The 25610-nt window shown below is 73.3% G+C and carries 21 protein-coding genes; 11 read left to right on the top strand and 10 right to left on the bottom strand.

Annotated features, from left to right (window positions below; all coding sequences use genetic code 11):
• Nucleotides 1-13 precede the first annotated feature (13 nt).
• The 9 genes from uvrC to GMA12_RS15245 all read left to right on the top strand — a co-directional run bounded on the left by uvrC (nt 14) and on the right by GMA12_RS15245 (nt 10690).
• Nucleotides 14-2071, top strand: a complete 2058-nt coding sequence (uvrC, locus tag GMA12_RS15285; protein ID WP_162459939.1) for an excinuclease ABC subunit UvrC — start codon at nt 14-16, stop codon at nt 2069-2071.
• Nucleotides 2072-2262: 191 nt separating this feature from the next.
• A complete protein-coding gene (gene rapZ / locus GMA12_RS15280; protein WP_156270371.1) occupies nt 2263-3186 on the top strand; it encodes an RNase adapter RapZ in 924 nt (307 codons plus the stop codon).
• A gap of 30 nt (nt 3187-3216) precedes the next feature.
• A complete protein-coding gene (locus GMA12_RS15275; protein WP_156270370.1) occupies nt 3217-4284 on the top strand; it encodes a gluconeogenesis factor YvcK family protein in 1068 nt (355 codons plus the stop codon).
• Nucleotides 4285-4332: 48 nt separating this feature from the next.
• Nucleotides 4333-5313 carry a DNA-binding protein WhiA gene (whiA, locus tag GMA12_RS15270; protein ID WP_162459938.1) on the top strand — a complete coding sequence of 327 codons (981 nt, stop codon included), beginning with the start codon at nt 4333-4335 and terminating at the stop codon, nt 5311-5313.
• A 229-nt stretch (nt 5314-5542) separates the two neighbouring features.
• The gene (gene gap, locus GMA12_RS15265) at nt 5543-6547 is read left to right on the top strand and encodes a type I glyceraldehyde-3-phosphate dehydrogenase (protein WP_162459937.1); all 1005 of its coding nucleotides are present in this window, start codon (nt 5543-5545) and stop codon (nt 6545-6547) included.
• Between the two features lie 39 nt (nt 6548-6586).
• Nucleotides 6587-7810: a phosphoglycerate kinase gene (locus GMA12_RS15260; RefSeq protein WP_156270368.1), complete on the top strand. Its 1224-nt coding sequence runs from the start codon at nt 6587-6589 to the stop codon at nt 7808-7810.
• 121 nt (nt 7811-7931) lie between these two features.
• On the top strand, nt 7932-8747 hold the full coding sequence (tpiA, locus tag GMA12_RS15255) for a triose-phosphate isomerase (RefSeq protein ID WP_156270367.1): 816 nt from the start codon (nt 7932-7934) through the stop codon (nt 8745-8747).
• Between the two features lie 66 nt (nt 8748-8813).
• Nucleotides 8814-9068 (top strand): preprotein translocase subunit SecG, encoded by a 255-nt coding sequence (gene secG, locus GMA12_RS15250; protein WP_162459936.1) that lies wholly within the window; start codon nt 8814-8816, stop codon nt 9066-9068.
• Between the two features lie 227 nt (nt 9069-9295).
• Nucleotides 9296-10690 carry an FAD-binding oxidoreductase gene (locus tag GMA12_RS15245; RefSeq protein WP_156270365.1) on the top strand — a complete coding sequence of 465 codons (1395 nt, stop codon included), beginning with the start codon at nt 9296-9298 and terminating at the stop codon, nt 10688-10690.
• Nucleotides 10691-10796: 106 nt separating this feature from the next.
• Here the strand turns inward: GMA12_RS15245 and GMA12_RS15240 are convergent, their stop codons facing one another.
• From GMA12_RS15240 to tkt, 7 genes are all read right to left on the bottom strand, one after another.
• Nucleotides 10797-11549, bottom strand: coding sequence for an AfsR/SARP family transcriptional regulator (locus GMA12_RS15240; protein ID WP_156270364.1), 753 nt, complete (start codon nt 11547-11549; stop codon nt 10797-10799).
• Between the two features lie 98 nt (nt 11550-11647).
• Entirely contained in the window at nt 11648-12397 is a 750-nt protein-coding gene (gene pgl, locus GMA12_RS15235; RefSeq protein WP_162459935.1) for a 6-phosphogluconolactonase, read from the bottom strand.
• A complete protein-coding gene (locus GMA12_RS15230) occupies nt 12394-13500 on the bottom strand; it encodes a glucose-6-phosphate dehydrogenase assembly protein OpcA (RefSeq protein WP_162459934.1) in 1107 nt (368 codons plus the stop codon). Before GMA12_RS15230 ends, pgl begins: the two co-directional genes overlap by 4 nt.
• Entirely contained in the window at nt 13497-15008 is a 1512-nt protein-coding gene (gene zwf, locus GMA12_RS15225; protein ID WP_156270402.1) for a glucose-6-phosphate dehydrogenase, read from the bottom strand. Before zwf ends, GMA12_RS15230 begins: the two co-directional genes overlap by 4 nt.
• Before the next feature lie 168 nt (nt 15009-15176).
• Nucleotides 15177-16787: a glucose-6-phosphate isomerase gene (locus tag GMA12_RS15220; RefSeq protein WP_156270363.1), complete on the bottom strand. Its 1611-nt coding sequence runs from the start codon at nt 16785-16787 to the stop codon at nt 15177-15179.
• Nucleotides 16788-16839: 52 nt separating this feature from the next.
• Nucleotides 16840-17946 (bottom strand): transaldolase, encoded by a 1107-nt coding sequence (tal, locus tag GMA12_RS15215; RefSeq protein WP_156270362.1) that lies wholly within the window; start codon nt 17944-17946, stop codon nt 16840-16842.
• Nucleotides 17947-18025: 79 nt separating this feature from the next.
• Nucleotides 18026-20158: a transketolase gene (tkt, locus tag GMA12_RS15210; protein WP_162459933.1), complete on the bottom strand. Its 2133-nt coding sequence runs from the start codon at nt 20156-20158 to the stop codon at nt 18026-18028.
• A gap of 407 nt (nt 20159-20565) precedes the next feature.
• Here tkt and GMA12_RS15205 point away from each other — a divergent pair, with 407 nt between their 5' ends.
• Entirely contained in the window at nt 20566-21462 is an 897-nt protein-coding gene (locus GMA12_RS15205; protein ID WP_240898878.1) for a heme o synthase, read from the top strand.
• 65 nt (nt 21463-21527) lie between these two features.
• On the top strand, nt 21528-22445 hold the full coding sequence (locus GMA12_RS15200) for a dihydrodipicolinate synthase family protein (protein WP_156270361.1): 918 nt from the start codon (nt 21528-21530) through the stop codon (nt 22443-22445).
• A 6-nt stretch (nt 22446-22451) separates the two neighbouring features.
• Here GMA12_RS15200 and GMA12_RS15195 read toward each other — a convergent pair whose 3' ends face one another.
• The 3 genes from GMA12_RS15195 to GMA12_RS15185 all read right to left on the bottom strand — a co-directional run bounded on the left by GMA12_RS15195 (nt 22452) and on the right by GMA12_RS15185 (nt 25476).
• Nucleotides 22452-23477 (bottom strand): COX15/CtaA family protein, encoded by a 1026-nt coding sequence (locus tag GMA12_RS15195; RefSeq protein WP_156270360.1) that lies wholly within the window; start codon nt 23475-23477, stop codon nt 22452-22454.
• 215 nt (nt 23478-23692) lie between these two features.
• Nucleotides 23693-24481 carry an ABC transporter permease gene (locus GMA12_RS15190; RefSeq protein ID WP_156270359.1) on the bottom strand — a complete coding sequence of 263 codons (789 nt, stop codon included), beginning with the start codon at nt 24479-24481 and terminating at the stop codon, nt 23693-23695.
• The gene (locus GMA12_RS15185; RefSeq protein ID WP_370831732.1) at nt 24478-25476 is read right to left on the bottom strand and encodes an ABC transporter ATP-binding protein; all 999 of its coding nucleotides are present in this window, start codon (nt 25474-25476) and stop codon (nt 24478-24480) included. The genes GMA12_RS15190 and GMA12_RS15185 overlap by 4 nt, the downstream gene beginning before the upstream one ends.
• Between the last annotated feature and the right edge of the window lie 134 nt (nt 25477-25610).

Below are 25610 nucleotides of genomic sequence, written 5' to 3'. Positions count from 1 at the left end.
GGGGGACCGGACCGTGGCCGATCCGGAGAGCTACCGCCCCGCCCGCCAGGACATCCCGACCGACCCGGGCGTCTACCGCTTCCGGGACGAGTACGGGCGCGTGGTCTACGTGGGCAAGGCGAAGAACCTGCGCAACCGGCTCAGCTCCTACTTCGCGCCCCCGCACACCCTCAGCCCCAAGACCCGCGCCATGGTCACCACCGCGGCCGGGGTGGAGTGGACCGTGGTGGGCAGCGAGCTGGAGTCCCTGCAGCTCGAGTACACGTGGATCAAGGAGTTCAAGCCCCGGTTCAACATCGCCTACCGGGACGACAAGTCCTACCCCTACCTCGCCGTGACCATGTCCGAGACGGTCCCGCGCGCCCAGGTGGTGCGGGGGGAGAAGAAGAAGGGCAACCGCTACTTCGGCCCCTACTCCCAGGCCTGGGCGATCCGGGAGACGCTGGACGCCCTGCTGCGCGTCTTCCCGGTCCGCACGTGCTCCAAGGGCGTCTACCGGCGCGCCGAGCAGTCCGGGCGCCCGTGCCTGCTCGGCTACATCGACAAGTGCTCCGCGCCCTGCGTCGGCCGGATCTCGGAGGAGGACCACTACGCCCTCGCCGAGGACCTGTGCCGCTTCATGGCCGGGCAGGCCACCCCGTTCATCAAGGAGCTGCAGCGGCAGATGCAGGAGGCCGCCGCGGAGATGGACTTCGAGACCGCCGCCGCCCGCCGCGACGACATCGCCGCCCTGGAGAAGGCCTTCGAGCGCAACGCCGTGGTGCTCTCCGACAGCACGGACGCGGACTTCTTCGCCCTCGCCGAGGACGAGCTCGAGGCCGCCGTGCAGGTCTTCCACGTGCGCGGCGGGCGCATCCGCGGCCAGCGCGGCTGGGTCACCGAGAAGGTCGAGGAGGCCGACGGCGGACGGCTGTTGGAGCAGCTGCTCGAGCAGGTCTACGGGGAGACGGCCGCGGAGGCCTCCGAGAGCGCCGCCATCGCCGAGGCCGCCGCGCCGCCGGAGCCGCGCGGGTCCAAGCACCGGCCCGCGGCCGAGCTCGCCTACCGCGAGGACGCCATCCCGCGCACCGTGCTGCTGTCCGAGCCCGCCGACAGCGCCGACCGGCTCGAGGAGTGGCTCTCCGGGCTGCGCGGCTCCCGGGTCACCATCGCGGTCCCGCAGCGGGGCGAGAAGGCCCACCTCATGGAGACGGTGCGGGAGAACGCCCGGCAGGCGCTGAAGCTGCACAAGTCCAAGCGCGCCGGGGACATCACCACCCGCTCCGCCTCGCTGCAGGAGCTGCAGGAGGCGCTGGGCATCCCGGTGCCGCTGATGCGCATCGAGTGCTACGACATCTCGCACGTGCAGGGCACCAACGTGGTCGCGTCCATGGTCGTGTTCGAGGACGGGCTGCCGCGCAAGGCGGACTACCGCAAGTTCTCCATCACCGGGGAGGCGGCCCGGGACGACACCGCCTCGATGTACGACGTCATCTCCCGCCGCTTCCGCCGCCACCTCGAGGAGAAGGCCCAGCGGGAGGCGGCCGGCCCCCGCACCGGGCAGGTCGAGGCCGGGGCCGAGGCCCCGGAGCGGGCGCGGTTCGCGTACCCGCCCAGTCTCGTGGTGGTCGACGGCGGCCCGCCGCAGGTCGCCGCGGCGGCCCGGGCGCTGGCCGACCTCGGCATCGACGACGTCCACGTGGTCGGCCTCGCCAAGCGGCTGGAGGAGGTCTGGGTCCCGGACGACGAGTTCCCGGTGATCCTGCCGCGGGCCAGCCAGGGCCTGTTCCTGCTCCAGCGCATCCGCGACGAGGCCCACCGCTTCGCCATCACCTTCCACCGCAAGAAGCGCTCCTCCGCGATGACCGTCTCCGTGCTGGACGAGCTGCCCGGGGTGGGGCCGGCCAAGCAGAAGGCGCTGCTGAAGCACTTCGGCTCGGTCAAGAAGCTCAGGGCGGCCCGTGTCGAGGAGATCGAGCAGGTGCCCGGGTTCGGGCGGGCGCTGTCCGAGAAGGTCGCCGCCGCCCTGCAGTCCCAGCAGGAGGAGGCCGCCCCGGCGGTGAACATGACCACGGGCGAGGTGCTCTCCTGAGCCGACGCCCCGCGTCGTGCGGGCCGGCCCGGGCCGCCAACTTGGTTAGGCTGGAACGGACCGCCGCGGGCACGGGCGGCGGGCCGCCGCACCGGACAGGGCGGCCCAGGACGGAGCGGCCCGGGACGGGACGGTCCGGAGCAGGACACGTGAGGGCAGGTCGACGCAGGACGACGGGAGACGGATCGGACATGAGCGAGCACACCGCCGGCACGGACGCGGTCGCGGACGGAGCGGACCAGGCGAAGCCCACGAGCTCGGAGCTGCTCATCGTCACCGGCATGTCCGGGGCCGGGCGCAGCACCGCCGCCAACGCCCTGGAGGACCTCGGCTGGTACGTGGTCGACAACCTGCCCCCGCAGATGCTGCACACCCTCGCGGACCTCGTCTCCCGCACCCCGCAGGCCCTGCCCAAGCTGGCCGTGGTGATCGACGTCCGCGGCAAGGCCCTGTTCAACGACATGAAGGAGACGCTCGCGGCCCTGGAGGCCTCCGACGTCGACTTCTCCGTGCTGTTCCTGGACGCGGCCGACGAGGTGCTGGTCTCGCGCTACGAGCACCAGCGCCGGCCCCACCCGCTCCAGGCCGGCGGCCGCATCCTGGACGGGATCCGGGCGGAGCGGGCTCTGCTGACGGACCTGCGGGAGTCGGCCGACGTGGTGCTGGACACCTCCGGCTTCAACGTGCACGCCCTGTCCAAGGCCGTGGCCGACCTCTTCTCCACCAACGGGCCCGTGGTGCTGCGCCTGACGGTGCTCAGCTTCGGCTTCAAGTACGGGGTCCCCGCGGACGCGAACTACGTGGCCGACGTCCGCTTCATCCCGAACCCGCACTGGGTGCCGTCCCTGCGACCCCGCACCGGCAAGGACCCCGAGGTGCGGGACTACGTCTTCCAGGACGAGGGGCCCCGGCAGTTCGTGGACCGGTTCGTCTCGATGCTGGAGCCGGTCTTCGCGGGGTACCGTACGGAGAACAAGCACTACGCCACCATCGCGATCGGCTGCACGGGCGGGAAGCACCGCTCCGTGGCCGTCAGCGAGGAGGTGGCCCGCAGGCTCGCCAAGCTGCCGCTCGTGACCGTCAACATCCAGCACCGGGACGTGGGCCGGGAGTGACCGGCCAGCCCTGACCCCTTTGGACCCTCGATGACCCTTCCCCCCACCGGCGTGTTCCCCCGGCTGCCGCTGAGCAGCCGCGCCGAGGCCGACCCGCACCACTCCCTTGACCCGTCCGGCCGGCGTCCCGGCGACGAGAGCCCCTCCGTGGTGGCCCTCGGCGGCGGGCACGGCCTCTCGGCGAACCTCGCCGCGCTGCGGCGCATCACCCCGCTGCTCACCGCCGTCGTGACCGTCGCCGACGACGGCGGCTCCTCCGGCCGGCTGCGCGACGAGCTCGGTGTCCTGCCGCCGGGGGACCTGCGGATGGCCCTCGCCGCCCTGTGCGACGACTCCGAGTGGGGCCGGACGTGGCGCGACGTCATGCAGCACCGCTTCAGCAGCGCCCAGGGCCGGGCCACGGCCCTGGACAACCACGCCCTGGGCAACCTGCTCATCGTCACGCTGTGGGAGCTGCTGGGGGACCCGGTGGCCGGCCTCGAGTGGGCCGGTGCCCTGCTGGGCGCCCGCGGCCGGGTGCTGCCGATGTCCACGCAGCCGCTGGTGATCGCCGGGGACGTGCCCGGCGCCGGGGATCCCGACCGCCCGGAGGGTCCCGGCGCGGTCCGCACGATCACGGGGCAGGCGGTGCTCGCCAAGCAGGCCGACGTGTGCAACGTGCGGCTGGTCCCGGCCGACGCCCCGGCGTGCCCGCAGGCCGTGGAGGCGGTCGGGCTCGCGGACTGGGTGATCCTGGGCCCGGGGTCCTGGCACACCTCCGTGCTGCCGCACCTGCTGCTGCCGGGACTGCGCCGGGCGATCTGCGACTCCCCGGCCCGCCGCTGCGTCACCCTGAACCTCTCCCCGGACACCGAGACCCAGGGCAAGACCGCGGCCGACCACCTGCGGGTCCTGCACGCCTACTGCCCCGACCTGACCCTCGACGTCGTGCTGGCCGACCCCTCGGCCACCGAGGACGGCGCCGACCTCGAGGAGGTCGCCGCGTCCCTGGGCGCCGAGGTCTTCTACGCCGACGTCCGGGCCCACCCCGGCACCGCCGTGCACAACACGCTCCGGCTCGCGGCCGCCTACCAGGAGATCTTCGAGCGCCACCGCTGAGTCCGCCCCGCACCACCCCACACCCAGAGTCCCCAGGAAAGGAACCGCGTGGCCCTGACGTCATCGGTCAAGGAAGAACTGTCCCGCCTCGAGATCAAGAGGTCCTCGGAGCGGCGCGCCGAGCTGTCGGCCCTGCTGCGCTTCGCGGGCGGGCTGCACATCGTCTCGGGACGCATCGTCGTCGAGGCGGAGGTGGACCTCGGCGCCACGGCCCGCCGGGCACGCCGGGCGATCGCCGAGGTGTTCGGCCACGAGAGCGAGATCGTGGTCGTCTCCGGCGGCGGGCTGCGCCGCGGCAGCTCCTACGTGGTGCGCGTCGTCCAGGACGGGGAGGCCCTGGCCCGGCGCACCGGTCTGCTGGACTCCCGCGGGCGCCCGGTGCGCGGGCTGCCGCCGACCGTGGTCAACGGGGCCGTGGCCGACGCCGAGGCCGTGCTGCGCGGCGCCTTCCTCGCCCACGGCTCCCTCACGGAGCCCGGCCGCTCCGCGGCGATGGAGTTCACCTGCCCCGGCCCCGAGGCGGCCCTGGCGCTGGTGGGCGCGGCCCGTCGGCTCGGGGTGCTCGCGAAGGCCCGCGAGGTCCGTGGCGTGGACCGCGTGGTCGTGCGCGACGGCGACGCGATCGCCGCCCTCCTGACCCGGATGGGCGCCCACCAGACGCTGCTGCAGTGGGAGGACCGCCGGATGCGCAAGGAGGTCCGCGCCACCGCCAACCGGCTCGCCAACTTCGACGACGCCAACCTCCGCCGCTCCGCCCAGGCCGCCGTCGCCGCCGGCGCCCGGGTCGAGCGCGCCCTGGAGATCCTCGGCGACGAGGTCCCCGAGCACCTGCGGCAGGCGGGGGAGCTGCGGCTGTCCAACAAGCAGGCGAGCCTGGACGAGCTCGGGCGGCTGGCCGACCCCCCGCTGACCAAGGACGCGGTCGCCGGACGGATCCGCCGGCTGCTGGCCATGGCGGACCGCCGGGCCGAGGAGCTGGGGATCCCGGGCACGGACGCGGGGGTGACCGCGGAGGCGATGCCGTCCTGAGCGCCGCCCCGGCCGCCGCGGGGCGACCGGTCCTCTCCGGTGCCGGTCGGACGGGGCGCGATCTGCCTCTCCGTGGGTTTCCGACGGCCTGCGCGTCGGAATGTGGTTTTATGTGGGTTTAGGGATGAATTTAGGTTGAATCTTTCATGACCCCAAGACAACCCATGGATAACCACGTAGAATGGTCGTGGTTCAACGATCGAGATCCCGACCAACACAGGAGAACCCAGTGACCATTCGAGTGGGCATCAACGGCTTCGGACGCATCGGACGCAACTTCCTCCGCGCGGCGCGCGAGCAGGGCAACAACATCGAGGTCGTGGCCGTGAACGACCTCACGGACCCGGAGACCCTGGTCCACCTCTTCAAGTACGACTCCATCATGGGCCGCTACCCCGGTGAGGTCGCCCTGAACGGCGACGGCATGACCGTCGACGGCCAGCAGGTCACGTTCCTCGCCGAGCCGGATCCCGCGAAGCTGCCCTGGGGCGACCTGGGCGTGGACGTCGTCGTCGAGTCCACCGGCCGCTTCACCAACGGCAGCAAGGCCAAGGCCCACCTGGACGGCGGCGCCAAGAAGGTCGTCCTGTCCGCACCGGGCAAGGAGATCGACGGCACCTTCGTTCCGGGCGTCAACCTGGACTCCTACGACCCCGCGTCGATGAACATCGTCTCGGCGGCCTCCTGCACCACCAACTGCCTCGCCCCGATGGCCAAGGTGCTCAACGACGCGTTCGGCATCGAGCGCGGTCTGATGACCACCATCCACGCCTACACCGCGGACCAGAACCTGCAGGACGGCCCGCACAAGGACCTGCGCCGGGCCCGTGCCGCCGCCCTGAACATGGTGCCCACCACCACCGGCGCGGCCGCCGCCGTCGGCCTGGTGCTGCCGGAGCTCAAGGGCAAGCTGGACGGCTTCGCCGTGCGCGTGCCGGTCCCCACCGGCTCCGTGGTCGACCTGACCTTCGAGGCGTCGAAGGAGGTCACCGTGGAGGCCGTCAACGCCGCCATGAAGGAGGCCGCCGAGGGCTCCATGAAGGGCATCGTCAAGTACACCGAGGACCCCATCGTCTCCTCGGACATCCAGGGCGACAGCATCTCCACGATCTTCGACGCCCCGCTGACCAAGGTCATCGACAACCAGGTCAAGGTCATCGCCTGGTACGACAACGAGTGGGGCTACACCTCCCGGCTCGTCAACGTCGTCCAGCACGTCGGCGACCAGCTCTGAGCGGCGGCGGCGCGGCGGCCCCGGGGTAGGGTGAGTGGCATGGCTCATGCACTTGACGAACTGATCGCCGACGGCGTCGCCGGACGCCGCGTCCTGGTCCGCTCGGACCTCAACGTCCCCCTGGACGGCTTCGCGGTGACCGACGACGGCCGCGTCCGCGCCTCGCTGCCGGTCATCGAGAAGCTCGCCCACGCCGGGGCCCGCGTCATCGTGATGGCGCACCTCGGCCGCCCCAAGGGACAGGTCGACCCGAAGTACTCGATCGCCCCCGCCGGGCAGCGCCTGGCCGACCTGACCGACGTGCCGGTGCGGGTCGCCACCGACGTCGTCGGCCCGGACGCCCGGGACAAGGCCGAGGCCCTGGCCGACGGCGAAGTGCTGGTGCTCGAGAACGTGCGCTTCGACCCCCGGGAGACCTCGAAGGACGACGCCGAGCGCGGCGCCTTTGCGGACGAGCTCGCGGCCCTGACCGGCGAGGGCGGGGCCTACGTGGACGACGCCTTCGGGGCGGTGCACCGCAAGCACGCCTCCGTCTTCGACATCGCCCACCGGCTCCCGGCCTATCAGGGCGACCTGGTCAAGCGGGAGCTGGACGTGCTGACGAAGGTCGTCCAGAACCCCGAGCGGCCGTTCGTGGTCGTCATGGGCGGCTCCAAGGTCTCCGACAAGCTCGCCGTGATCGAGAACCTCATCGGCAAGGCCGACTCCCTGCTCATCGGCGGAGGGATGGTCTTCACCTTCCTGGCGGCGCAGGGCCACCGCGTGGGCGGGTCGCTGCTGGAGGAGGACCAGATCGAGACCGTCAAGGGCTACCTCGAGAAGGCCGCCGCCGCCGGCACCGAGATCGTGCTGCCCGTGGACGTCGTGTACGCGGCGGCGTTCGCCGCCGACGCGCCGCACGAGACCCGTCCCGTGGAGGACATCGTGGGCGGCGAGATCGGGGCCACCGGCCTCGGCCTGGACATCGGCCCCGCCTCGGCGGCGCTGTTCGCCGAGCGGATCAAGGCCGCGCGGACCATCTTCTGGAACGGCCCCATGGGCGTGTTCGAGATGGACGCGTTCGCCGCCGGCACCCGCGAGGTGGCCGAGGCCATCGTCGCCGCGGACGCCATGAGCGTGATCGGCGGCGGCGACTCCGCCTCGGCCGTGCGCAACCTGGGCTTCCGCGACGACCAGTTCGGCCACATCTCCACCGGCGGCGGCGCCTCCCTCGAGTTCATCGAGGGCAAGGAGCTGCCCGGGGTCGTCGCCCTCGGCGCCTGACCCGCACGCACCACCGCGGAAGGGCACCCCGGCCCCGGACGGCCGGGGTGCCCTTCCGGCCCAGCGCACCACTGCCGACCCGCACGACGAGCGGCGCACCCGCCGCGGACAGGAGTTCCCGATGACTTCGCAGACCAACGGACAGTTCGACCGCACGCCGCTGATCGCCGGCAACTGGAAGATGAACATGGACCACGTCCAGGCCATCACGCTGCTGCAGAAGCTCGCGTGGACCCTGGACGACGCCAAGCACGACTACTCGCGCGCCGAGGTGGCGGTCTTCCCGCCGTTCACCGACCTGCGCTCGGTGCAGAGCCTCGTCGACGGCGACGACCTGCGCGTGGTCTACGGCGCCCAGGACCTCTCCGACAAGGACTCCGGCGCCTACACCGGCGACATCTCCGGGCAGTTCCTGGCCAAGCTCGGCTGCACCTACGTGCTCGTGGGCCACTCGGAGCGCCGCACGATCCACGGCGAGACCGACGAGCAGTGCAACGCCAAGATCGCCGCCGCCCACCGCCACGGCCTGGTGCCGGTGCTGTGCGTGGGCGAGGGCCTGGAGGTCCGCCAGGCCGGGGAGCACGTCGCGTTCACCCTCGAGCAGCTGCGCGGCTCCATCGCCGGGCTGGAGGCGGAGCGGGTGGCCGAGCTCGTCGTGGCCTACGAGCCGGTCTGGGCCATCGGCACCGGCGAGGTCGCCGGCCCCGGGGACGCCCAGGAGATGGCCGCGGCCATCCGCGCGGAGCTCGCCGGGCTCTACGACGAGGCGACCGCCGCGAAGACCCGCATCCTCTACGGCGGCTCCGCGAAGGCCGCCAACGCCGGGGCGATCCTGCAGGGCAAGGACGTGGACGGCGTGCTGGTGGGCGGCGCCAGCCTCGACGCCGGGGAGTTTGCTAGCATTGCCAGGTTCGAGCAGCACCTCGTGACCGACTGATCACGACCCCTGACCGTCCGCGCCCCCGGCGCGGCTGCTCGACGGACACCCCGAGGGAAGGCCCCAGTGGAAATTCTGCAGACCGTGCTCCTGGCGATCATCGTGATCACCAGCCTCCTGGCCGTCCTGCTCGTGCTCCTGAACAAGGGCAAGGGCGGTGGGCTCTCCGACATGTTCGGCGGCGGGATGACCCAGTCGCTCAACACCTCCGGGGTGGCTCAGAAGAACCTCATCCGGCTCACCACCGGCACCGCCGTGGTGTGGGCGCTGTCCATCGCCGCGTACGCGCTGGTCATGCGCTTCACCGAGGTCGCCGCCTGACCCGGTCCCGCACCGACTGACCCCGGTCCGCCCGGGTGACCACGGCATCCCGTGGTCACCCGGGCGGACCGGGGTCACTCGCGTTCCGGGGGAGGGCACCTCGCCGGGCGGCACGTCGAGGACCGGGGCCGCGCGTCGGCGATAACGCGGTCGTAACGCGGGCGGGAGGATGCTCGCGGCACGCCCCGCCCGGGGCGCGACCGCACCCCTACCGAGGAGCCGACACCATGCCTCCGTCGAACTCTCCCACGTTCTCTCCGGCGGACCTCGAGGAGCTCCGGCAGCGCGTCGCCGGCCCGGTGCTCACCCCGCGGGACGACGGCTACGACCGCGAGACCGCCGCCTACAACCTCGCGACGCCCGTCCGCCCCGACGTGGTGGTCGGAGCCCAGGACGCCGACGACGTGGCCGCCGCCGTGGCCTGGGCCGCCGCGCACCACGTGCCCCTCGGCGTGCAGGCCACCGGGCACGGGGCCGACCTTCCCATGCAGGGCGGACTGCTCATCAGCACGGCGCGGCTGCAGGAGTGCACGGTGGACCCGGAGTCCCGCACCGCCCATGTCGGGGCGGGAGTGCGCTGGCGCAGCGTGCTGGAGGCGTCCGTGCCGCACGGGCTCGTGGGTCTCAACGGCTCCGCGACCGATGTCGGCGTCGTCGGCTACACCCTCGGCGGCGGCCTGCCCGTGCTGGGGCGCACCTTCGGCTTCGCAGCCGACCACGTCCGGTCCTTCGAGGTCGTCACCCCGGACGGACGGCGCCGGGCGGTCGACGCCGGGCACGAGCCCGAGCTCTTCGGCCTGCTGCGCGGGGGCAAGGGCAACCTGGGCGTCGTCACCGCGATGGAGTTCGAGCTGCTCCCGCTCGACGGCCTCTACGGCGGGGCGATCATCTATCCCGGCGCCCACGCCCGCGAGGTGCTCACCGCGTGGTCCCGGTGGACGGCGGACCTGCCGGAGACGGTGTCCACCTCGATCGCCCTGCTGCGGCTGCCGGCCATGGACATCGTCCCCGAACCGCTGCGCGACCGGTTCGTGGTCCAGCTCCGCTACGCCTGCACGGCCTCGGAGGAGGAAGCGGAACGGCTGCTCGGGCCGATGCGGGCTCTGCCCGACCCGGTCATGGACACGGTCGGGCCGATGAGCTACCGGGACGTCGACGCGATCCACATGGACCCGCCGGTGCCCATCCCGTACCGGGAGGCGGGACGGCTCCTGGAGGACGTGGACGGCGACGCCGTCGAGGCCCTCCTGGGGCAGGCGGGCCCGGACTCGGACTGCCCGCTGGCCCTCATCGAGGTCCGTCTCATGGGCGGCGCGCTGTCCCGCGCCCCGGAAGGCGCCGCCGACCTCGTGGCAGGTCGGGAGGGCCGCTACGTGATCGGTCTCGTCGGGCTCACCGTGCCGCCGGACGGGGACCGGGTGCCGGCCGCGATCGAGGGCGTCCTGGAAGCCCTGGACGGGCACGTGTCGGAGCGCACGATGGTCAACTTCCTGGGCTCGGTGGACGGGGACGAGGACTCCGTCCGCGCCTGGAGCGACGAGGACCGCTCCCGGCTGCTGACCGCGAAAGCGGCATACGACCCCGGGAACCTGCTCCGCTTCCAGCACGCCGTGCGCGCCTGAGCGTCCCGGCATCCCCGGCGTGCCGCACCGTGGTGCCGGGCGGTGGTCCCTCGCCGTGTGGAGGCCGCGCCGCGGCACCCGCAGCGTGGCCTCGGCGGGCACCGGGTCACAGGCGTGCCACGGCGCTGATGACGCGCAGGAGCTCGTCCGAGGGGCCCGTGCCCGTCTCGGCCAACGCGACGGCGCAGTAGCGACGGTAGTCGCGCAGCGCCGCGGCCTGGTTGCCCAGCGCGAGATGGGCCCGCACGAGCAGCCGCACGGCGCTCTCCCGCAGCGGGTCGGCCCCGCGCACGGCCTCCGCCAGCGTGGCGGCCCCGGAGGGGTCGCCCCGGGCCAGGCACAGGGTGGCGACGTGCTCGGCCGCGTGCACGTAGAGGCTGCGCAGCCGCTCCTGCTCGGCGAGCACCCAGTTGTCGTACCATCCGGGCAGCAGCTCGGGGACGCCCATCGCCGCCAGCTCCGCGGCCCCGACCGCGAGAGGAGTCTCGGCCGCGGCGGAGAGACGGGCCCGGAGCCCGTGCACGTCCACCGCCAGCGCTGAGGACAGCACGATGTCGTGGCCGTCGGCACTCAGTGCCCCGGGCAGCTGGTGATTGACGGCGAAGAGCGCGGCGCGCAGGCTGCCCAGCGCCCGGGCGTCGGTGCACCCGGGCCACAGCAGACCGGCGAGGAAGGCCCGGGACCGGCGCCCGAGCAGGGCCAGGGCCGCGAGGAGGCGCAGCTGCCGGAGGCCGAGGTCCACCACGGCCCCGTCGCGCAGGACCGCGCAGGAGCCCAGCATCCGCAGCTGCAGGTCCGGCTCGTGGACCGGCTCGTGGACCGGACCGGAGCCGGGTGCGGGGCAGGGCTCGTGTGTCATGGCGGACTTCCCCCGGCGGACGGCGGAGCGCGGGACGATGGGCGTGTGCCCATGGTCCCCGGCGCGAGGCGGTGCGGTCCACGCGCGTGGCCGGATCGTTAGCCCGGCAGGCAGTCCTGTGTCACGAGCAGCAGCGTCTCCTCGGTCCCGCGGACCCCGGCGCCCGGCGTGCGCGCCGGCGGGGCGCCGGCCCGCACGGCCGCGACGGCCCCGGCCTTGTCCGCCCCGGCCACCAGGAACCAGACCCGCCGCGCCGCGTTGACGAGCGGCAGGGTCATGCTGATCCGGTCCGGCGGGGGCTTGGGGGAGCCGTGCACCGCGACCACGGTGGCCTCGGCGTCGTGCACGTGCGGCAGGCCCGGGAAGAGGGACGCCACGTGGCCGTCCGGCCCCAGGCCCAGCAGGGAGAGGTCGAAGACCGGGAAGGCCTCCGACCGGAGCTCGGCGCCGGCGGCGGCGGCGAGCTCGCGCCGGTAGTCGAGGGCGGCGTCCTCCGCGGTGGCGAACTCGTCGGCGCTGCCCATGTAGTGCACCCGGTCCGGGTCCAGACTCAGTGCACCGCCGAGGGCCTCCACGGCCTGGACGCAGTTGCGCTCGGGGCTGTCCTCGGCCACGAACCGTTCGTCCGACCACCACACGTTCACGCGCGACCAGTCGACCTCGGCGCGCCGGGGCGAGGCGCCCAGCGCGGCGACCACGGCGGCGCCCATGCTGCCGCCCGTGAGGACGACCGTGGCCTCCCCGCGCTCCTGCTGCGCCTCCGCGAGGACGTCCAGGGCCCGCTCGGCGCTCTCTGCGGCGAGCGTGTCCTTGTCCGGGTGGGGGATCGTCTCGGCCGCGGGGCTCACGCGCGGTCCTCCCCGGGGGTGGTGGCCGCGACCGGCTCGGACGGCGGCACGGCGGTCCCGGGGTCCGCCGGGTCCACCCCGGCCGGGACCACCGGCTGATCCGTCTCGGCGCGGCCCCCGCCGTGGTCGGCCAGGAACCGCGCCGCCCCGGGCGCCAGCTCCCCGGCGGTGTCGATGATCCGGGCGACCCGGACGTCCCGCAGCCCGGTGGTCAGCACCTCGCCGTACACCTCGTCGGGGTCCAGGCGGCGCAGCTCCTCGGCGATGCAGGCGTTGAGGTCCCGCACCGGCATGGCGATCTGCTGGTCCGGCTGGCCCGGCTGGCGGAGCCAGGCCACCGTGCGGCCGGGCCGCTCGAGCACGATCTCGCCGTCGTCCCGCACCAGGGTGACGCGGTCCAGGCGGCGGGGGCCCGGGTTGTTCACGAAGGTCACCTCTGCGTCGAGCCGGGTGCCCAGCCACGTGCCCAGCAGCACCACGCTGGGGGAGCGGCCGCAGCCCTCGACGACGACCTCGCGCACCGGCGCCGGATCGGCCTGGTCGAGGACCGCCGCGAGCTGGATCCGCCAGTTGGTGACCCGCGTCCAGGCGAGGTCGGTGTCGCCCGGCACGTACCGCCGGCGCAGCTCCGCGAGGGTCTCGTAGGCGTCGTCGCTGCGCGCGGAGTCCATGATCCGCCGGTGGGCGATCCCGGCGATCGAGGAGGTGTGCGGGGAGGGCGGCGGCACGGTGTGCGGCCACCAGGCGACGATGGGCGCGTCGGGCAGCAGCAGCGCCGAGAACAGGGTCTCCGTCGGCTCGGCCAGCTCGCCGAAGCCGTGCAGCACGATGACCTCCGACGCCCCGGCGTCCCCGCCCATGCGCAGCTGGGCGTCGAGCCGGGTCTCCTCGGACGAGGAGTGCGCCACGTGCATGAGGATCCGGCACGGGTGCTCGTGGCTGGCGAAGTTCGCGGCCTCCAGCGCGGCCTCCGAGTGCCCGGCCTGGGCGAGGATCACCAGCGTGAGCACCCGGCCCAGCGTCACGACGCCGTGCTGGTCCCTCAGCTGGTTCAGCTTCTTGTCGATGGCCGAGGTGGTGGTGTTCTCCATCGAAACGATCACGGTCGCCTCCAGACGCGTCCGTCGCGGGCCAGCAGCTCGTCGGCGGCGGCGGGTCCCCAGGACCCCGGCGCGTACGGCTCCGGCTTGATCTCCTGCTGCGCCCAGCACTGCTCGAAGGGGTCGAGGATGCGCCAGGACAGCTCGACCTCCTCGTGGTTCGGGAACAGCGGCGGCTCCCCGAGCAGCACGTCGAGGATGAGGCGCTCGTAGGCCTCGGGGCTGGACTCGGTGAACGAGTGGCCGTAGCCGAAGTCCATGGTGACGTCGCGGATCTCCGACTGGGTCCCGGGCACCTTGGAGCCCAGCCGGATGGTCACGCCCTCGTCGGGCTGGATCCGGATCACGATGACGTTCTGCCCGAGGGCCTCGTGCCCGTTGTCCCCGAACAGCAGGTTGGGGGAGTTCTTGAACTGCACCGCGATCTCGGTGACGCGCCGGCCCAGGCGCTTGCCGGCGCGCAGGTAGAACGGCACGCCCGCCCAGCGGCGGTTGTTGATGTCCAGGCGCAGCGCGGCGTAGGTCTCGGTGCGCGAGTCGTCGGGGATGTCCTGCTCCTGGTGGAAGGCCCGGACGCGCTGCCCGCCCTGCAGGCCGGCGCCGTACTGCCCGAGCGCCGAGTGCGCCGCCAGGTCCTCCGGGACCACGACGGAGGCGAGCACCTTGGCCTTCTCCGCGCGCATGTGGTGGGCCTGGAAGGACAGCGGCTCCTCCATGGTGGTCAGGGCCAGCAGCTGCAGGAGGTGGTTCTGGATGACGTCGCGGGCCGCGCCCACGCCGTCGTAGTAGCCCGCGCGGGAGCCGATGCCGATGTCCTCGGCCATGGTGATCTGCACGTGGTCCACGTAGCGGGAGTTCCACAGCGGCTCGAACATCTGGTTGGCGAAGCGCAGGGCCAGGATGTTCTGGACCGTCTCCTTGCCCAGGTAGTGGTCGATGCGGAAGACCGAGTCGGCCGGGAACACCCGCTCCACGATGGCGTTGAGCTCGGCCGCGGAGGCGAGGTCGTGGCCGAAGGGCTTCTCGATCACCACCCGGCGCCACCCGGCGGCGTTCTCGTGCTGGGCGAGCCCGTGGTCGGCGAGCTGCTGGCACACCGTCTCGAACGCCTTGGGCGGGATCGAGAGGTAGAAGGCATGGTTGCCGCGCGTCCCGGCGTGGACGTCGAGCTCCTTGAGGGTCGCCTTGAGCGCCTCGTAGGCCTTGTCCTCGTCGAACTCCCCGCGCACGAACCGCACCCCGGAGGCGAACTGGCGCCACACGTCCTCCTGGAAGGGGGTGCGGGCGTGGGCCTCGACGGACTCCCGCACGACCTCGCGGAACTGCTCGTGGGACCAGTCGCGGCGGCCGAACCCGACGAGCGCGAACGACGGCGGCAGCAGTCCCCGGTTCACGAGGTCGTACATCGCCGGCAGCAGCTTCTTCTTCGCGAGGTCGCCGGTCACGCCGAAGAGCACGAGCGCCGACGGGGCGGCGACCCGCACGAGCCGTCTGTCCCTCGGGTCCCGCAGGGGATTGCGGGCATTGTTGTCTGGCAACGGTACTCCTTCACGTCTCTGCGGGCCCGCGGGCGGGCGCCGCCCTCGAGCTCCTCCACGCACAACGGTCGGCGCGGGACGTCCCGCGCCGACCGTGGCGTCCTCCCATTCTAGGACAGCGTTCCGGGTCGCTCCGCCCGGCTACCGGCCGAGGGCCTCGACCGCCTGCCGCAGCCGTGCCACGCCCTCGGCGCGGTCGGTGAGCCGCAGCCGCAGCACGGGGCGGCCGTGGTCGGCGAGGACCTGGGCGTCCCCGTCGGCCTGCGCGGAGATCAGCTCGCCGAAGCTGAAGGGGCTGTCCGGGATGTCCAGGTCCGTTCCCGAGGCGGCGGTGATCTGCAGGTACACGCCCTCGGCCGGGCCGCCCTTGTGGTACTGACCGGTGGAGTGCAGGAACCGCGGGCCCCACCCGAAGGTGACGGGCCGGCCCGTGGCCCGGGCGAGGACCGGGCGGACGCCCTCCAGCTCCGCCCAGGCCAGCCGGTCGAAGTACGCCTGCACGGAGAGGTAGCCGGTCTCCGGCAGCCGGGCGAGCAGCTTGCCGAGGGCGTCCTCGACCGTGCGCGCGCCGTCGAGCAGCTCCTGCGCGCCGCGGATCTCCACCGGGCCGTCGACGACGTCGGCGGGCGTCGGCTGCGGCTTGTCCGCGAGCAGCGCCCGGGTCGCGTTCTTGGCCGACTCCACGTCCGGCTGGTCGTACGGGTTGATGCCGAGCAGGCGCCCGGCGACCGCGGTGGCGACCTCCCACAGCATCAGCTGCGAGCCGAGGGACCCGGCCACCCGGACGGCGTCGCCCTGCGGCGCCTCCTCGGCGTCCTCGGCGACGAGCTCCACCACGAGGACGTCGGCGGCGCCGGCCTCCGGGGCGTCGCCGCTGCCGACGACGACGGGCAGCACGCCCTTGCCCTCCTTGCCCGTGGACTCCGCGATCAGCTGCTCCGCCCAGTCGGCGAACCCGGCGATCCCGGAGCCGAGGTCCCGGAACACCAGCTTGTTGCGCAGCGGCTCCGTGCCGCCCAGGGCCGCCCCCAGGTGCAGGGCGGGGTTGTCCTCGGCGTCCTCCCGGAGCACCTCGGCGGCCTCGTCGGCGTCGTCCAGCAGCGCCTCCACGTCCACCCCGGCCAGGCCGGAGGGGACCAGCCCGAACGCGGTGAGCGCGGAGAAGCGCCCGCCCACGGTCGGGTCCGCGGTGAAGACGCGGCGGTAGCCGGCCTCCCGGGCCGAGGACTCCATGGGGGAGCCGGGGTCGGTGACCACGACGATGCGCGAGGCGGCGTCGATCCCGGCCTCCTCGAACGCCCGGGCGAAGACCCGGCGGGCCGAGTCCGTCTCCACGGTGGAGCCGGACTTCGAGGAGACCACGATCGCGGTCCGCTCCAACCGGTCGGCCAGGGCGGCGCCGACCATCTCCGGGTCCGTGGAGTCGAGCACGAACAGCTCGACGCCCGCGGTGCGGGTGATCACCTCGGGGGCCAACGAGGACCCGCCCATGCCGGCGAGGACGAAGCGGTCCACCCCCTCGGCGGCGAACTCCTCGCGCAGGGCCGTGATCTCGGCGACCAGCGGCCGGGAGACCTCGGCCGCGGCCACCCAGCCCAGCCGCTTGGCGGACTCCTCCTCGGCCGCGGCACCCCACAGCGTGGAATCCTGGGCGAAGAGCCTGGAGGCGAACCGGTCGCCCACGAGCGCGGGGACGTGCCGGTCGACGGCCTCGCGGGCCGCGCCGGAGGTCTGGACGGACAGGGAACTCATGGGTCTCCTTCTTCGGGTCGGGCGGGACGGGGCGGGCGCGGTGCGGACCGGCTCAGCGGGCGTTGTCGAGGGCGGCGCGCACGGTGTCGAGCAGCTCCGCCCAGGAGTCCTCGAACTTGGTCAGGCCCTCGGCCTCGAGCTTCTCCACGACCTCCTGGTAGGAGACGCCCACGCCGTCGATGCGGTTCAGCAGCTCGTTGGACTCCTCGTAGGTGCCGGTGATCGTGTCGCCGGTGACCTCCGCGTGGTCGAAGCTCGCCTCGAGGGTCTTCTCCGGCATGGTGTTGACCGTGTGCGGGGCCACCAGGCCGGTCACGTACAGGGTGTCCGGCAGGTTCGGGTCCTTCACGCCGGTGGAGGCCCACAGCGGCCGCTGGGCGTTGGCGCCGGCCGCGGCCAGGCGCTTCCAGCGCTCGGTGGCCAGGGAGTCCTCGAAGACCTGGTAGGCGAGCCGGGCGTTGGCCAGCCCGGCCCTGCCCTTCAGGGCCTTCGCCTCCTCGGTGCCGACCGCGTCGAGGCGCTTGTCGATCTCGGCGTCCACGCGGGAGACGAAGAAGGAGGCCACGGAGTGGATGCCGGACAGCTCCTTGCCGTTCTCCAGGGCCTGCTCCAGACCCAGCAGGTAGGCGTTGATGACCGCCCGGTAGCGCTCGAGGGAGAAGATCAGCGTCACGTTGACGGAGATCCCCTCGGCGATGGTCGCGGTGATCGAGGGCAGACCGGCCTCGGTGGCCGGGATCTTGATCAGGGCGTTGTCGCGGCCGATGGTCCGGGACAGGCGCTGGGCCATGGCCGCGGTGGCGTCGGCGTCCTGGGCCAGGCGCGGGTCCACCTCGATGGACACCCGCCCGTCCACGCCCTGGGTGGCCTCGGCGATCGGGGCGAACAGGTCGCAGGCGTCGCGCACGTCGTCGGTGGTGATGGTCAGCACGGCCTCGTCCACGTCGGTGCCGGCCGCGGCCAGCTCCTTCACCTGCTCCTCGTAGGCGTCGTGCCCGGCCAGGGCGGCCGCGAAGATCGTGGGGTTGGTGGTCACGCCGACGACGTTCTTCTCGTCGATCAGGCGCTGCAGCCCGCCGGAGGTGAGCCGTTCGCGGGAGAGGTCGTCGAGCCAGATCGAGACGCCGGCGTCGGAGAGCTTCTGGGTGGGGGTGGTCATGGGTGTCAGTCCTCGGGGTCGGAGCGCCGTGTCCGCGGACACGGGCTCGGGGGAACGGGTTCGGTCGGTGCGCCGCGGGTCAGCGGTGGGCGGTGACGGACTCCTGGGCGGCGGTGAGGGAGTCCTGGGCGGCGGCGGCCACGGCGTCGGCGGTGATGCCGAACTCGCGGTAGAGGGTCTCGTAGTCGGCGGACTCCCCGAAGTGCTCCAGGGACACCGCCCGCCCGGCGTCGCCGAGCAGGTCGCGCCAGGACATGGCGATCCCGGCCTCCACGGTGACCCGGGCGCGCACGGCCGCGGGGAGGACGGACTCGCGGTAGTCGGCGTCCTGGGCGTCGAACCACTCCCGGCAGGGCATGGACACCACCCGGGCGGACACCCCCTGCTCGGCCAGCAGCGCGCGGGCCTCCACGGCCAGGGCGACCTCGGAGCCGGTGCCGATGAGGATCACGTCCGGGGTCCCCTCCGTGTCGGCGAGCACGTAGCCGCCGCGGGCCGTGCCCTCGGCGGAGGCGAACAACTCGGTCTCGGCGTCGGGGTGCAGGTCGGTGCGGGCGAAGGTGGGCACGTTCTGCCGGGTCAGCGCGAGCCCGGCGGGGCCGTGCCGGTTCTCCAGGATCGTCCGCCACGCCACGGCGGTCTCGTTGGCGTCGGCCGGGCGGACCACGTCCAGGCCCGGGATCGCCCGCAGCGCCGACAGCTGCTCCACCGGCTGGTGGGTGGGGCCGTCCTCGCCGAGGCCGATGGAGTCGTGGGTCCACACGTAGATCGAGGGGACCTTCATCAGGGCACCGAGCCGCACGGCCGGGCGCTGGTAGTCGGAGAAGATCAGGAACGTCCCGGAGAACGCCCTCGTCTGGGAGGACATGGTGATGCCGTTGACGATCGCCGCCGCGGCGTGCTCGCGGATGCCGAAGTGCAGCACCCGCCCGTAGGGGTGGCCGGTCCACTTGTTCGTGGAGCGGGCCTCGGGGATGAAGGAGGCCGCCGACTCGATGGTGGTGTTGTTGGACCCGGCCAGGTCCGCCGAGCCGCCCCACAGCTCCGGGAACGTGTCGGCGATCGCGTTGAGCACCTTCCCCGACGCCGAGCGGGTCGCCACGGCCTTGCCGGCTTCGAAGACCGGGAACGCTTGCGCGTAGTTCTCCGGCAGCTCCTCGGCCCGGATCCGGTCGTAGAGCCGGGCCCGCTCCGGGTTGGCCTCCCGCCACGCGGCGAAGTTCTGCTCCCACTCCTCGCGGACGTCCTTCATACGGTCCTGGATGCCGCGGGTGTGGGCCAGGATCTCGTCCTCGATGACGAAGGAGGCCTGCGGGTCGAAGCCGAGGATCTCCTTGGTCGCGGCGACCTCCTCGCCCCCGAGCTTGGAGCCGTGGATGCCCCCGGTGTTCTGCTTGGTCGGGGCCGGCCAGCCGATGATGGTGCGCAGGGCGATCAGCGAGGGCTTCGTAGTCTCGGCCTTCGCGGCCCGGATCGCCGCGTAGAGCTCCTCGACGTCCTCCACGTAGTCCCCGGACTTCGTCCAGTCCACCCGGTTCACGTCCCAGCCGTAGGCCTCGTAGCGGGCCAGCACGTCCTCGGTGAAGGCCACGTCGGTGTCGTCCTCGATGGAGATGTGGTTCTGGTCGTAGATCACCACGAGGTTGCCCAGCTCCTGCACCCCGGCCAGGGAGGACGCCTCGGAGGTCACCCCCTCCTGGAGGTCACCGTCGGAGGCGATCACGTACACCGTGTGGTCGAACGGGGAGGTGCCGGGGGCGGCGTCGGGGTCGAACAGACCCCGGGTGTAGCGCTGGGCGTAGGCGAAGCCCACGGCCGACGCCAGGCCCTGGCCCAGCGGGCCGGTGGTGATCTCCACGCCGGTGGTGTGCCGGTACTCGGGGTGCCCGGGAGTCTTCGACCCCCAGGTGCGCAGCGACTCGATGTCCTCCATCTCCATGCCGTAGCCGGAGAGGAACAGCTGCAGGTAGAGGGTCAGGGAGGTGTGCCCGGGGGAGAGGACGAACCGGTCCCGCCCCGTCCACCGGTCGTCGGTGGGGTCGTGGCGCATCACCTTCTGGAACAGCAGGTAGGCGGCCGGGGCCAGGGACATCGCCGTGCCGGGGTGCCCGCTGCCCACCTTCTCCACCGCGTCCGCGGCCAGCACGCGGACGGTGTCCACGGCACGCTGGTCCTGCTCGGTCCACTTCAGCTTCACATCGAGATCGGTCACGAAAATCGGAGCCCTTTCTGCTGGGAGCCGCTGCCGTGCGCAGCGGACACCGGTCCTGGACCGGCGGTCTGGGTCCAGCTTAGGTCACACGGATTTCGGCGACGTGACCGGAACCACCGGCGCGGGCCGCCCGTTCCGTCGATCTTCGGCATCTTCGGGGCGGGAACGGACAGCACCACGCGCTATGCTGTATAGGACCTTCTTCCGCGCCCGCGAGCTGCTGCGCAGTCCGTCGCCGTGTCGACGGGGCGCGGTCGCCGGGCCTCCTCGCGCACCCAGCGGGGGACACCACCGCAACCGGGAGCAATGATTTCGTGAACTCACTCGAGACGTCGAGCACCGCAGGAGGACCGGTCCTCGGCACCGAGCCCGGGCGTGGTGCGGCGGCCTCCCGTCAGATGGGTCGGATGACGTTCTCCCGGAAGCTGCGGGCCTACGTGGCGCTCATGAAGCCCCGGATCATCGAGCTGCTGCTCGTCGCGACCGTCCCCACCATGATCTTCGCCCAGCAGGGCATGCCCGACTTCTGGCTGATCCTTAACACCCTCGTGGGCGGCACGCTCGCCGCGGGGGCCGCCGGGGCGTTCAACTGCTACATCGACCGGGAGGAGGACCGGGTGATGCGGCGGACCGCCAAGCGCCCGCTCGTCACCGGCGAGGTCACCGACCGGGAGGCCCTGGTGTTCGCCTGGGTCGTGGCGGTCGTCTCGGTGGTGTGGCTGACGGTGGGCGTCAACGTCCTCGCGGGCGCGCTCGGGGCCGCGGCCATCTTCCTCTACGCCGTGTTCTACTCGATCGTCCTGAAGCGGCGCACGGCCCAGAACATCGTGTGGGGCGGGGTGGCCGGGTGCATGCCCGTGCTCATCGGCTGGGCCGCGGTCACCGGCGGGCTCAACTGGCCGGCCCTCGTGCTGTTCCTGTTCATCTTCCTGTGGACCCCGCCGCACTACTGGCCGCTGTCGATGAAGTACGCCGACGACTACTCCCGCGCCGGGGTCCCCATGCTGGGGGCCGTCTCCAGCGCCCGGACCGTGGGCAGCCAGGTGGTGCTCTACGCCTGGGCCACGCTGGTGTGCTCGCTGCTGCTCGTCCCGGTCGGCGGCGCCGGGTGGGTCTACACGCTGACCGCCCTCGGCTCGGGCGCGTGGTTCGTGTGGCACAGCCACAAGCTGCACGCCCTCGCCGTGGCCGGGCGGCCGACCGACAAGCAGGCGATGTACGTCTTCCACGGCTCGATCGCCTACATCACGTTCGTCTTCCTCGCCCTGGCCGTGGACCCCTTCGTGGGCGGCCCTCTCCTCTGAGGCCCGCGCGGCGCCCGTGCCGCCCGGGGGCCGGGCCGTCCCCCGGGCGGTCCTAGGATGGACGCATGCTCAGCATGACCTTCACCGGGCTCGTGGCCTATCCGATCACCCCGTTCCAGCCGGGCGGACGGCTGGACCTGGAGTCCCTCGAGCGCTACGTCCGCCGGCTGTCCCGCTCCGGGGTGGACTCCGTGGTGGTGCTGGGCAGCTCGGGCAGCTTCGCCTACCTCTCCGGTGACGAGCGGGCCGAGGTCGTGCGCGTGGCGGTGGAGGCCGCCCGCGGCTCCGGGGTGCCGGTGGGCGCCGGGATCTCGGCCATGACCACCCGCGAGGTCCTCGACATGGCGTACGCCGCCGAGAACGGCGGGGCGGACGGGCTGGTGCTCAACCCGCTGTCCTACATCCCCCTCGTCTCCGAGGAGATCGCCGACCAGGTGGAGACGGTGGCCGCGGCCGTGTCCCTGCCGCTGTGCGTCTACAACAACCCGACGACGACGGGCTTCAGCTACCCCGTGGAGCTCGCGGCCGAGCTGTCCTGGCTGGAGAACGTGAACGCCTTCAAGGACACCGCCGGCTCCCCGGCCGAGTACGCCGAGCGCCGCGCCCGGTTCGCGGAGCTCGCCGAGCCGGGGACCGCGCACGGGGTCAGCGGCGAGCGGCTGCTGCACGAGGCGGCGCCGGACGCGGCCGGGTGGCACTCCGGGATCGCGGCGGTGCTGCCGCGCCAGTACGCCGCCTTCCGCGCCGCGGTGGTCGAGGGCGACGAGGAGGCCGTGCGCACGTGGCAGGCCGCCCTGGCCCCGCTGCTGGAGATCCTGCGCCAGGAGCGCCCGCTCAGCTCCCTCTACGCCCTCGCTGAGGTCTGCGGGGTGAGCACGGCCCCGCCCCGGCGGCCGCTGCTGCCCATTCCCTCGGCCAGCCGGCAGCGGCTGGCGCAGGCGGTGGAGGAGCTGCTCGACGAGGCCCCCGACGAGCGGTCCTGAGCGCGCTCAGCCGCGGGCGGGAGCCTCGGCCACCGGCTGGTCCAGGGCGGCGCGGACGACCACGTCCGGGGTGCGGGTGAGCGCGAAGCCCTTCTCCACGGTGCGGGCCGCGGCCCAGACCAGCGCCGCGGAGCCCACCAGGTGCAGGGCCACGGCCACGATCGGCAGGCCGTTGAAGTACTGGTAGTAGCCGATCAGCGCCTGCAGCACGAGCACGGCCAGCATCACGTGGAGCGCGGACGCCACGGGCACGGGCCACCGCCGGCGCCGCGCCAGGACGAGTCCGGCGACCACGGTGACGACGATCAGGTACACCGGCACCGCGTGGGCCCGGGTGATGAGGTAGGCGTCGAAGGCGTGCCGGGCGCTGGAGTCGTCTCCGCCGTGCGGGCCGGTGCCGGTGACCAGGGTCCCCAGGTAGAGGATCAGGGCGGTGAGCACGCCGACGGTCACCACGAGGGCGCGGATCAGGCGCCGCTGGCTCAGGGCCTGGCCGGGGCGCTCGGCGTCGCGGACGGCCGGCAGGGACCGTCTGCGGGTCCGGTTGACCAGGACGGCGGACAGGGCGATCATCGCGCTGGAGATCAGGTAGTGGATGCCCACCAGCCACGGGTTCAGGCCGGTGTGGACCACCACGCCGCCGACCACGGCCTGCAGCGGGATGGCCAGCCCGAGCACCAGGGCGATGAGCATCAGGTCCCAGTGCCGGTGGCCCAGCCGCAGCACGGCCAGGAACGTCAGGACCGCCACGAGCGCGAGCACGAAGGTGAGCAGGCGATTGCCGAACTCGATCACCCCGTGCAGGCCCATCTCGGCGGTGTTCGTCCAGGACTCGTCCGTGCAGCGGGGCCAGGTGGGGCAGCCCAGGCCGGAGCCGGTCAGCCGCACCAGCCCGCCGGTGAGGATCAGCAGCGAGTTGGCCAGCAGGGAGGCCACCGCCATCCACCGCACCCACGGGGTGATCCGGGTCGGCATCAGGAACCTGCCGTCCGCTCGGACGTCGGCGTCGGTGGGGTCGCTGGCGCGGGTCATGGCTTCACTTCCGGACGGAGGGCGGCGGGTGCGGGTGCCGTCCCAGTTTATCCGCCTTCGCCCCGCCCCGGGCACGGGCGGCAAGCGCACGGACCGGGGGAGCGGCGACCCCGGGCGCCGGCCGGCGGGACCCCGGCGCTCCCGGGCAGGTCCCCGGCGCCGGGCCCCCTGCGCCGCTGGGCGGCGGGCCGTCGCCGCCGGGGCGGGACCGGCGGTCAGCTCCAGCGGAACCAGCGCACCGCGGCGGCCCACGCGGCGGCGGCCCAGACGGCGAGCACCAGCAGCGGCAGCAGCGAGGGCCCGCCCGTGAGGAAGGTCTCCCGCATCGCGGTGCCCAGCGCCCCGGAGGGCAGCAGGTCCACCAGCCAGGACAGCGCCGGCGGCAGCGTCCGGGAGGGGAACAGGGTCCCGCCGACCGCCGCGAGGACCACCCAGACGAGGTTGGTCACGGCCAGGGTGGCCTCGGCGCGCACGGTGCCGGCCAGCAGCAGGCCCAGCCCGGTGAACGCGGCGGCGCCGAGCAGCAGCACCGGCACGGAGACGAGCACCGCCACCGGGTCCGGGCGCCACCCCAGGGCGGCGCCGAGGGCCCCGACGAGCACGTACTGCACCACCAGCACGGCCACGATCGCCACCAGCTTGCCGGTGATCAGCCCGCCGCGGCCCAGAGGCGTGGTCGAGAGGAAGCGCAGCACGCCGTAGCGGCGGTCGAAGCCGGTCTGGATGCCCTGGCCGGAGAACGCGTTGGAGAGCACGCACAGGGTGAGCACGCCCGGCACCGCGACGTCCACGCGGCTGAGGCCGGGCGGGACGTCGGCGTCCAGCAGGTCGGTGAGGGTCAGCGCTACGAGTGCCATCAGCGGCAGGATCACCAGCAGCAGCAGCTGCTCGCCGTTGCGCAGCATGGTCAGGGCCTCGTAGCGCGACTGCGCCGCGACCCGCCGGGCCAGGGGAGCGGGCTCCGGGCGCGGGGGCGTGGCGCGGGGCTGGGCGGGTGCGGTCATCGGATCTCCCGTCCGGAGATGTCGAGGAAGACGTCCTCGAGGGTGCGGGGCTGCAGGGACAGGGACTCGGGCAGGGTCCCGGTGGCGGTGAACCAGCGGGTCACCGTCTCGAGCTGTCCCGGGGTGAGCCGGCCGGTGAGCGTCACCGTGCGCTCGGAGCGGCTCGCGTGCACGTCCTCGAACCCGGGCCCCTCCCACGGGAAGGGGCCGGCCGCGACCTGCTCGGGGGTCAGGGTGAGGGCCAGCACGGCCGGGGTGTCCGCGCCGGGGGCCACCAGCTCGGCCACGGAGCCCTGGGCCATGACCCGGCCGTGGTCCACGATGTAGACCTGGTCGGCCAGCCGCTGGGCGTCGTCGAGCAGGTGCGTGGTCAGGATGATGCACACCCCGTCGCGGCGCAGCTGCTGGACGAGGTCGAAGACGATGTTGCGGGACTGCGGGTCCATCCCGGCCGAGGGCTCGTCCAGGAACAGGACCTCCGGACTGCCCGCCAGGGCGGCCGCCAGGGCCACCCGCTGGCGCTGGCCGCCGGAGAGGCGGCGGACCACCGTGCGGTCGAAGCCGTTGATGCCCAGGCGCTCGACGAGCGCGTCCATGTCCCGGGGGCTGCGGTAGAGGGAGGCGACGTGCCGCAGCAGCTCCAGCGGACGCACCGCCTGCGGCAGCCCGCCCTCCTGGAGCATGACGCCCACCCGGGCGCGCAGCTCCGGGCCGGCCCGCCACGGGTCCTGCCCGAGCAGCCGGACGGTGCCCGCGGAGGGCCGCTGCAGGCCCTGGGCGCACTCCAGGGTGGTGGTCTTGCCGGCGCCGTTGGGCCCGAGCAGCGCCGTGATCTCGCCGTGCCGCGCGGTCAGGGAGAGGCCGTCGACGGCGCGCACCACGTCCGCACCCTGCTCCGGGCCGCGGCGGGGGCGTCGTCGGCGGGCGGGGAACTGTTTGACGAGGCGCTCGATCGCCAGCGCGGGCGAGGACGCGGGGGGACTGTGGGCGGGCACCGGACCAGTGTAGTGGGGCGCGCCGACGCCCCGTTCCCCTTGGCCCCGCGGCCGCGGGGGGTTATTATGAGTAAGTCGCGATTTCGGCCGCAGGGCCCGGGTAAGGCTCAACTTACTGGCCCCACCGGAATGAA

This window comes from Kocuria sediminis, from assembly GCF_009735315.1.
Lineage (GTDB): Bacteria > Actinomycetota > Actinomycetes > Actinomycetales > Micrococcaceae > Kocuria > Kocuria turfanensis.
The sequence above is the reverse complement of the archived record's forward strand: the minus strand, read 5'-3'. Positions and strand labels throughout refer to the sequence as shown.